Origin of the sequence: Pseudomonas sp. KCJK9111 (genome assembly GCF_046231935.1) — a bacterium.
Lineage (GTDB): Bacteria > Pseudomonadota > Gammaproteobacteria > Pseudomonadales > Pseudomonadaceae > Aquipseudomonas > Aquipseudomonas parafulva_B.
Genome location: NZ_JBJJMO010000008.1, coordinates 101,350 through 109,819 on the forward strand (window position 1 = coordinate 101,350; position 8,470 = coordinate 109,819).

An 8,470-nucleotide genomic window follows, 5' to 3' on the forward strand; every position below is an offset into this window, starting at 1 on the left:
CAAGCTTTCAGCCAGCTTTCGCTCGAACAAGGGTGACAAAAGGTAGGGAAGGCGCGTGAGTGGGCTGTCGTGCCGCTACAGCTGCAGCCCACCCGCTGCCTTGTGCAATGCGCGAAGATGCTCTGCGATGTGCTTCACGTTGGCTTCGACTGCCGCTATCTGCCTCGCACGGGAAGGCTCCAGTAGCGCCCTCACCTCCTTGTCCAGGTTGGTACTCAAGCGCAGCAGCTGCGCCTGGCGTTCGCTGCTGACCTTTTCCAGGTGAACCCGCTCCGCTTGCTGCGGCAGCCCGTAGCCGGTGGTATCGAGCAGTTCAGCCGGGCGACTCAGGAAACCGCTATTGGCGAGCATTTGCTTGAGGGTGGCATCGGCCTTGTCGACGCTGCCATCCTTGAGCGCTGCGGCATTGAGGTAGCGTTGCTTGACCTCGTCCTGGGCCAATAGCAGTTGCCGTCGCAGGCCCGCCTGCTCCAGAAGCAGCAAGGCTGCACTGGTGCGCAGGTCAGCCTGGTCGAACCAGGGCTTGCGTTGTTCGGCGTCCAGGGCCAACCAATCCTCCACCTTGGTCTGCTTCACCGGCAGCTGCTTCTTCAGGACGTCGAACATGGCCTGATAACGGTCGCGGTACGAGTCGAAGCGGTAGCCCAGGCGCAGTGCCTCTCGCGGATCCTCCAGCACGCTGGTGTCAGCCAGCCCACGCCCGTCGAGCACGGCCAGCAGGCCATTGGGCATGATGCTGTCGAGGTCGTTGAGTTTCGGGTTGGCGGTACCGCTGCGCAGCAGCTTCAGCGATTCCACCGCGCAGTTATTGGACAGGAACCAGTAGTTGCCGTCGTAGCTCCAGTGCATCTCGGCGGCCTGGCGGACCAGGTTCTCGATCTCCTCTCGATTGAGCTTGAGCGGCACCGAGGCCAGGCTGCGCAGTTCGGTCTTGGTGTATTCATCGATCACCTGCCCCAGCGGCAACACGAACAACCGCGAGGGGTAGACGCCGACCAGCCCATCCCAACTGGACAACTGGACGTCGTTGACGAAAGCGCGGTACGAGAGCACCAGGCTTTGATCGAGATCCAGGCGGCAGTCCGGGCCTCGCGGCCGGCCGGGTTTGCAGATGACCAGGCGCAGCATGCTGTGCCCCCAGCGGCTGACCAGGTTCTGGTTGGCCTCGGCCAGCAGGTAATCCACCTCGTACACCCGCTCGGGGTCGACTTCACCCAGGGGTTGGCGCGCAAAATCGCTACCGGCATTGATGAACGGCAGGCCTTTGGCGCAGGCGTCCTGGGGTGGGCTCCAGCCAAAATGTTGTGTCAGGTACCGATTGAGCGCGGGGCGGCGACAGCCATAGCTAGGGTCGAGAAGGAAGTACTCCATATTGACCGCGACGTATTCCTTCGGGCTGCTCAGCTCGTAGCGGTCGGGGCTGCGCACGAACTGGCCGTTATGCTGTTCGCGTTCGCCGCGCCGGCCTACGTACTGGGGCCAGCCGGCGAGGTCCAGCAGACGTGGGTCATCGCTGAGCGTGAACCGTCGCCCCGCCTGGCCGCGGCACTCTCCGGGCAGGCCGATGTTCCCGACAGTGCCTTGCAGGCGGTTGCATCGAGTGAGCACGGCATGCTGTTGCCCCGGCCATAACCGGGCGCGGTCGTAGATATGAGTGAGCTCGTGCACCACGGTCGCCAACAGTTCGTTGCGCACAGTGCCATGGGGCCGATGCGTCAGCTTGGTTGTCGCGGTGCCGTCGGCAAGGCTGGGCAGCAAGCGCCGATTGAGCATCAAGCTGGACACCAGTGATGCCTGGCCGTAGGCGTCAGGCGGCATCTGGTCGCTCCAACTGACGCTGACGGTGCGATCAAGCCGCTGTTTGAACAAGGGTGGCAGGCTGGCCATCGCTTGGTCGAGCAGCGCCTGGCTAGCGCTGACCTGCTGCGGGGTCAGGTCGGCGGTTTGCAGGTCAAGGTGCAAGTCTGCGAGCGCGGGCGTGCCAAGCAGTGTCAGAAGGCCGCCGAACCACCCGGCACGCAGTAACTTCACAGCGCGAGAATAGCTTCGGCCAATACCTGGTCACTGGCATCGCGTGCCTGCGGTACACGCTCGCGCAACGTCGTGAACGCCGCTTCCAGTTGCGCGCCACGGATATCGCCGTTGCTGGCTACGAAGCTGGCTGCATCGTCGTGAGCTTCACGTACCACTTTGGAATCGCGAATGGATGTCGTGGTATCTGACGTGAAGTCGATCGAACGGCCAAAGGCGCGCACGATGATGTTGCTGGTGGCCACCAAGGTCTGGGCCTGGGCCAGGTCGGCCAGCAGAAACATGCCGAGAGTAGCGGCAATCAGCGGTTTACGCATGGAGCATCTCCGAAAATACTGGGAGGAAAAGGATACTCATTCGACGAGGATTGCTCGCGCCAGTTCCAGGTCGCTGGCAGAGCGCGCGGGTTTATGCACGCGAATGGCTTCAAGGGCTGCCTCAAGCCGTGCGCCGCGCACACGACCGTCGGTGGCAACGAACACTGCCGCATCGTCGCGCGCTGCGCTTATGAGCTTGCGGTCAAAAGGTGCAGTGGTGACCTGGGTCGTGACGTAACCCGAGATCACCAGGCCTTGGGTAGTGGTGTCCAGCGCGTGAGCCGTGGCTATGCCTGCGATCCAGAGCAGGGGTAATAGCAGAAAACGCATGAGCGATCAGCTGGGGGCGGCCTGCTGACTCAGAGAGCCAGGATGGCTTGAGCCAGCTGCTCGTCGCTGGCGTGCAAGGCAGGTGCCTGGGCACGGATGTGAACCAGCGCGCTTTCGAGTTTGGCGCCTCGGATGCTGCCTTGGCTGGCGACGAAGCTGGCGGCGTCGTCGCGGGCTGCTTGCACGATTTTGTTGTCGCGCAAAGATGAAGAAGCATCGGAGGTGGCGTTGGTAGAGGCAGCGACGCCTCGTACCACGGTGTCGGTGGTGACGACGAAACTGCTGGCACTGGCTGTACCAGCCAGGCCAAGCATCAGCGCAGCGCCAATGAGGTAATTACGGGTCATGAACGTTAGCTCCTGGTGTAAGGAAATCCAGCTGGGAACGTGGGCAACGGCCCTTGCCTAGGGTATGACAGTCGGTTCTACCAGACAGTTAAGCGAAGCGTACCACGCTGTGCTGTATCAAGATGTTAATGATAGAGGGCTGCTCAACTGTTATGCCTTATAAATAAATTAAATGAACTGTACCGGTCGCGCGGGTTTTCTTTAAAGCAGAAGCAAAAAACCCGTCGCAGTGCCCTGCGACGGGTTTTTGAGATTAACGCTGCCAGTCAGGCTGGCACAGGCGCTTAGCGCCAGAAAGGCTTGCTCAACTCTTCATAGCGCTGCGATTCGCTGATACCGGCGTCTGCCAGCAGGCGTGCATCCAGGCGAGCCAGTTGACGACGGCTGGCCATACGACGCTGCCAAAGCAGCAGAGTGGAAGCTACGCGCAGGGGGAACGAAGCGTTGGATTGCTTGGCGGTGCTTTCAAAAACCAGACCGGAACTGAGGGTACGTTCCATGATGATCATCCTTCCGCTTATGGCGGCATTAGATAGTGATTTAACTGATGCCAATTATCCTCCCCTCTTGTCCATAACAGTAGATACAGTTGCAGGTAAAGACGGCAAGCCAGTTAACTGTGTAACGCTACTGTTGCACTCGAAAGTGACTTAACTGTACTGGTGCGCACAAATATGGTGCAAATTTATACAATTTGCTTGGTACGTTGACAGGCTCGAGTGTAAAAACCAGCACAGTAGTACAGTTTTATAGAGTCTTGCTGGTATCTGTTTCGTTGAGCACGCAAAAAAGGGTCGCCAAGCGACCCTTTGAGGTTTGCGCGTACTTCAGAGCGTGTTACAGGGCAAGCATGCGACCTGTTTCTTCGAGGTTTTCATGCCATGCCAGCGCTTCACGCAAGATGTGCGGCGTGTGCCCGCCCCGCAGGCAAGCGCGCTCGAAGTAGTCGTTCAAGGCCGCGCGATAGTCAGGGTGCACGCAGTTGTCGATTATCGCCCTGGCGCGTTCCCGAGGAGCCAGGCCGCGCAAGTCGGCCAGACCTTGCTCGGTGACCAGAATGTCCACGTCATGCTCGGTATGGTCCACATGGCTGACCATGGGGACCACACTCGAGATGGCGCCGCCCTTGGCAATCGACTTGGTCACGAATACGGCCAGGTGTGCATTACGGGCGAAGTCGCCTGAACCCCCAATGCCGTTCATCATTCGGGTGCCGCACACATGCGTGGAGTTGACGTTGCCATAGAGGTCGAATTCCAGGGCAGTGTTGATACCAATGATGCCAAGGCGCCGCACCACTTCGGGGTGGTTGGAGATTTCCTGCGGGCGCAGCACCAGCTTGTCCTTGTACTTTTCCAGGTTGCCGAACACGTCGGCGTTGCGGCGACTGGACAGGGTGATGGAGCTGCCGGAGGCGAAGCGCAGCTTGCCCGCATCGATCAAGTCGAAGGTGGAGTCCTGCAGCACCTCGGAGTACATGGTCAGGTCTTCGAACGGCGAGTCGATGAGCCCGCACATCACGGCGTTGGCAATGCTGCCGATCCCCGCCTGCAAGGGGCCCAACCGGTTGGTCATGCGCCCTGCTTCCACCTCTTTCTTCAGGAAGCTGATCAGGTGGTTGGCAATGCCTTGGGTTTCGTCATCGGGTGGCAGCACCGTCGAGGGCGAATCGGGCTGGTCACTGATGACGATGCCCACGATCTTGGCAGGGTCGATGGCAATGGCGGTACTGCCGATGCGGTCGTCTACCTTAACCAATGGGATGGGCGTACGAGTAGGACGGTACGTAGGTATATAGATGTCGTGCAGCCCTTCAAGATTCGGGTTGTGCGACAAATTGATCTCGACGATCACTTTCTTGGCAAAGATCGCAAAGCTTGCCGAGTTGCCAACCGAGGTGGTCGGCACAATATGCCCCTGCTCCGTGATGGCCACCGCTTCGATCACGGCAATGTCGGGCAGCTTCAGTTGCTGGTTGCGCAGTTGCTCGACGGTCTCCGACAGGTGCTGGTCGATGAACATGACCTTGCCATCGTTGATGGCCTTGCGCAGCGTACTGTCCACCTGGAATGGCATGCGGCGGGCCAGTACACCGGCTTCGGTCAGCTGTTTGTCCAGGTCGTTGCCAAGGCTCGCGCCGGTCATCAGGCTGATTTGCAGTGGCGACTGCTTGGCGCGTTCGGCCAGCGCGTGAGGGACGGCCTTGGCTTCACCGGCGCGGGTGAAGCCGCTCATGCCGACGGTCATGCCGTCCTCGATCAGGCCAGCGGCGTCGGCCGCACTCATTACCTTGCTATGCAGGGAGGACAAGCGGATGCGATCACGGTACATGGATTGTTATCTCGGGCTACTAAGCTACTGCAGCGCAGTCTAGTGATTTAGACCGGTGCCGTCCCGCGACCATGGTCGTATTACCCTTGCCGCTACATGGCCGTTGATCCGGATCAATAAATGAAAAAGCCCTGGCCGTTACCGACCAGGGCTTCTCGTTCACAGGGTCAGAACCGAACCTGCCTCACTCCACGGCCTTGACCATGTCTTCGATGACCTTCTTGGCATCGCCGAATACCATCATGGTCTTGTCGAGGTAGAACAGCTCGTTGTCCAGGCCTGCGTAGCCGCTGGCCATGGAGCGCTTGTTGACGATGATGGTCTTGGCTTTGAAGGCTTCGAGAATCGGCATGCCGGCAATGGGTGACTTGGGGTCATTCTTGGCGGCTGGGTTGACCACGTCGTTTGCGCCCAATACCAGGACTACGTCGGCCTGGCCGAACTCGGCATTGATGTCTTCCATCTCGAACACTTGATCGTAGGGTACTTCGGCTTCTGCCAGCAGCACGTTCATGTGCCCGGGCATGCGTCCTGCCACCGGGTGAATGGCGTATTTGACGGTAACGCCGTTGTGCGTGAGCTTCTCGGTCAGTTCCTTGAGCGCGTGCTGGGCGCGTGCTACGGCCAGGCCATAGCCGGGAACGATGATCACGCTGTCGGCGTTGCTGAGCAGGAAGGTCGCATCGTCGGCCGAACCGGATTTCACCGGGCGCTGCTCGGTGGACCCTTGGGCAGCGCCAGCTTCGGCATCACCACCAAAGCCGCCCAGGATGACATTGAAGAACGAGCGGTTCATGGCCTTGCACATGATGTAGGACAGAATCGCCCCGGACGAGCCTACCAGCGAACCGGCGATGATCAACATGGAGTTGTTCAGCGAGAAGCCGATCCCTGCCGCCGCCCAGCCCGAGTAGCTGTTGAGCATCGACACCACTACCGGCATGTCCGCCCCGCCGATCGGGATGATGATCAGCACGCCCATGATAAACGCCAGAACCAGCATGAGGGTGAAGGCGCTGTAGTGGCCGGTGAAGGTGAACAGCAGTCCCAGCGCGATGGTGGTCAGGCCGAGAATGAGGTTGAGCTTGTGCTGACCGGCAAACTGTACCGGCGCACCCTGGAACAGACGGAACTTGTATTTGCCCGACAACTTGCCGAAGGCGATCACCGAGCCCGAGAAAGTAATGGCACCAATGGCTGCCCCCAGGAACAGCTCCAGGCGGTTGCCCGTAGGGATCGGATCGCTGATGGCGGCGACGATGCCCATTGACTGGGGCTCGAGCACCGCGGCAATGGCGATGAATACCGCAGCAAGGCCGATCATGCTGTGCATGAAGGCGACCAGCTCAGGCATCTTGGTCATCTCGACCCGTTTGGCCATCACTGAGCCCGCAGTGCCGCCCACCAACAACCCGACGATCACATAGCCGATACCGGCCGTGGCCAGCTCAGCGCCGAGCTTATAGATGAGGCCGACCGTGGTGAGGATCGCGATACCCATGCCGATCATGCCGAACAGGTTGCCACGCCGGGATGTAGTGGGATGGGACAGGCCCTTGAGCGCCTGGATGAAACACACCGAAGCGACCAGATACAGAAGCGTTACCAGATTCATGCTCATGCTGACTTCTGCCCCTCGTTCTTCACCTTTTTCTTGAACATTTCAAGCATGCGGCGGGTGACCAGGAACCCGCCAAATACGTTGACTGCAGCCAGGGCCACGGCGAGCGTACCCATCACCTTTCCGGCAGGTGTGACCGTCAGCGCAGCGGCGAGCATGGCACCAACGATAACGATGGCCGATATTGCGTTGGTGACTGCCATCAGCGGGGTGTGCAAGGCCGGTGTAACGTTCCAGACCACGTGATAACCCACATAAATGGCCAGCACGAAAATGATGAGGTTATAAATGCCATGGGAAATCAGCATGTCTTCCATTTGTCGTGCTCCTCAGCCGTTCTTGCGGACGATTTGACTGTCGCGGCACATCAGGCAGGCCGCGACAATGTCGTCTTCGAGGTTGATGGTCAGGGCGCCGTCCTTGTCGAACAGCAGTTTCGTGAAGTCCAGCAGGTTGCGTGCGTAAAGGGCCGAAGCGTCCGCTGCGACCAGGGCTGGCAGGTTCGTTGGGCCCACGATGGTGACACCATGGGCATGCACGACCTCGTCGGCCACGGTCAATGGACAGTTGCCGCCTTGGGCCGCTGCCAGGTCGATGACCACCGAACCTGGTTTCATCTGGGCAACCGTGTCGGCGCTCAACAGGGTAGGCGCCTTGCGGCCCGGGATCAGTGCGGTGGTAATGACGATGTCTGCTTGCCGAGCGCGCTCGTGTACGGCCTGAGCCTGGCGCTGCATCCAGCTTGCCGGCATGGGCCTGGCGTAGCCGCCGACGCCTTGGGCGCATTCGCGCTCCTCATCGGTCTCGTACGGTACATCGATGAACTTGGCACCGAGCGATTCGATCTGCTCCTTCACCGCAGGGCGCACGTCCGATGCCTCGATGACGGCGCCAAGACGCTTGGCCGTCGCAATGGCTTGCAGCCCCGCCACCCCTGCCCCCAGGATCAAGACGCGCGCGGCCTTCACCGTGCCGGCGGCTGTCATCAGCATCGGCATGAAGCGCGGATAATGATGCGCGGCCAGCAATACAGCCTTGTAGCCGGCGATGTTGGCTTGGGACGAAAGTACGTCCAGGCTTTGTGCCCGGGAAGTTCGGGGCGCGGCCTCCAGCGCAAAAGCCGTGAGGCCGCGCGCGGCCATTTTGGCGATAACGTCGTTGTTGAACGGGTTGAGCATGCCGACCAGAAGGCTGCCGCTGCTCATCAGCGCCAGTTCATCATCGGTTGGCGCGACTACCTTGAGCACCAACTGCGCGCCATAGGCTTCAGCCGCCGAGCCCAGGCGGGCACCGACAGCTTCATAGGCGCTGTCCGGAATGCTGGCACTGACCCCAGCGCCTTGCTGGACCGTAACCTGATGACCCTGACCTATCAGTTTCTTGATGGTTTCAGGCGTCGCGGCGACCCTTGTCTCGCCGGCCTGCGTCTCGAGCGGAACACCAATGTGCACGACTATTTCTCCTGCGATGACCTTTTTTATATTTGTGAGGCC

The 8,470-nt window shown here is 60.2% G+C and carries 9 protein-coding genes; all 9 read right to left on the reverse strand.

The window, feature by feature from the left end; genetic code table 11:
* Window positions 1–75: 75 nt before the first annotated feature.
* The 9 genes from ACK59L_RS05745 to ACK59L_RS05785 all read right to left on the reverse strand — a co-directional run bounded on the left by ACK59L_RS05745 (window position 76) and on the right by ACK59L_RS05785 (window position 8,428).
* Window positions 76–2,031, reverse strand: a complete 1,956-nt coding sequence (locus ACK59L_RS05745) for a DUF4105 domain-containing protein (RefSeq protein ID WP_409272365.1) — start codon at window positions 2,029–2,031, stop codon at window positions 76–78.
* Window positions 2,028–2,348, reverse strand: coding sequence for a DUF2388 domain-containing protein (locus ACK59L_RS05750; protein WP_058603703.1), 321 nt, complete (start codon window positions 2,346–2,348; stop codon window positions 2,028–2,030). Before ACK59L_RS05750 ends, ACK59L_RS05745 begins: the two co-directional genes overlap by 4 nt.
* Before the next feature lie 36 nt (window positions 2,349–2,384).
* On the reverse strand, window positions 2,385–2,678 hold the full coding sequence (locus ACK59L_RS05755; protein ID WP_058638696.1) for a DUF2388 domain-containing protein: 294 nt from the start codon (window positions 2,676–2,678) through the stop codon (window positions 2,385–2,387).
* Window positions 2,679–2,707: 29 nt separating this feature from the next.
* The gene (locus ACK59L_RS05760) at window positions 2,708–3,025 is read right to left on the reverse strand and encodes a DUF2388 domain-containing protein (protein ID WP_058638695.1); all 318 of its coding nucleotides are present in this window, start codon (window positions 3,023–3,025) and stop codon (window positions 2,708–2,710) included.
* Between the two features lie 284 nt (window positions 3,026–3,309).
* Complete coding sequence (locus tag ACK59L_RS05765) at window positions 3,310–3,525, reverse strand: DUF1127 domain-containing protein (protein ID WP_027913215.1); 216 nt, start codon at window positions 3,523–3,525, stop codon at window positions 3,310–3,312.
* A 337-nt stretch (window positions 3,526–3,862) separates the two neighbouring features.
* A complete protein-coding gene (locus ACK59L_RS05770) occupies window positions 3,863–5,356 on the reverse strand; it encodes an acetyl-CoA hydrolase/transferase family protein (protein WP_196136736.1) in 1,494 nt (497 codons plus the stop codon).
* A gap of 184 nt (window positions 5,357–5,540) precedes the next feature.
* Window positions 5,541–6,977 (reverse strand): NAD(P)(+) transhydrogenase (Re/Si-specific) subunit beta, encoded by a 1,437-nt coding sequence (locus ACK59L_RS05775; protein WP_027913213.1) that lies wholly within the window; start codon window positions 6,975–6,977, stop codon window positions 5,541–5,543.
* A complete protein-coding gene (locus ACK59L_RS05780) occupies window positions 6,974–7,294 on the reverse strand; it encodes an NAD(P) transhydrogenase subunit alpha (RefSeq protein WP_023532697.1) in 321 nt (106 codons plus the stop codon). The genes ACK59L_RS05775 and ACK59L_RS05780 overlap by 4 nt, the downstream gene beginning before the upstream one ends.
* A gap of 12 nt (window positions 7,295–7,306) precedes the next feature.
* Window positions 7,307–8,428 (reverse strand): Re/Si-specific NAD(P)(+) transhydrogenase subunit alpha, encoded by a 1,122-nt coding sequence (locus ACK59L_RS05785; protein ID WP_409272374.1) that lies wholly within the window; start codon window positions 8,426–8,428, stop codon window positions 7,307–7,309.
* Window positions 8,429–8,470: the final 42 nt, after the last annotated feature.

Bases quoted from the DNA above. Each gene is read 5' to 3' on its own strand.
- ACK59L_RS05780 (WP_023532697.1), bottom strand. From the start codon at position 7,294: ATGGAAGACATGCTGATTTCCCATGGCATTTATAACCTCATCATTTTC.
- ACK59L_RS05760 (WP_058638695.1), bottom strand. From the start codon at position 3,025: ATGACCCGTAATTACCTCATTGGCGCTGCGCTGATGCTTGGCCTGGCT.
- ACK59L_RS05775 (WP_027913213.1), bottom strand. From the start codon at position 6,977: ATGAGCATGAATCTGGTAACGCTTCTGTATCTGGTCGCTTCGGTGTGT.
- ACK59L_RS05755 (WP_058638696.1), bottom strand. From the start codon at position 2,678: ATGCGTTTTCTGCTATTACCCCTGCTCTGGATCGCAGGCATAGCCACG.
- ACK59L_RS05770 (WP_196136736.1), bottom strand. From the start codon at position 5,356: ATGTACCGTGATCGCATCCGCTTGTCCTCCCTGCATAGCAAGGTAATG.
- ACK59L_RS05750 (WP_058603703.1), bottom strand. From the start codon at position 2,348: ATGCGTAAACCGCTGATTGCCGCTACTCTCGGCATGTTTCTGCTGGCC.
- ACK59L_RS05765 (WP_027913215.1), bottom strand. From the start codon at position 3,525: ATGGAACGTACCCTCAGTTCCGGTCTGGTTTTTGAAAGCACCGCCAAG.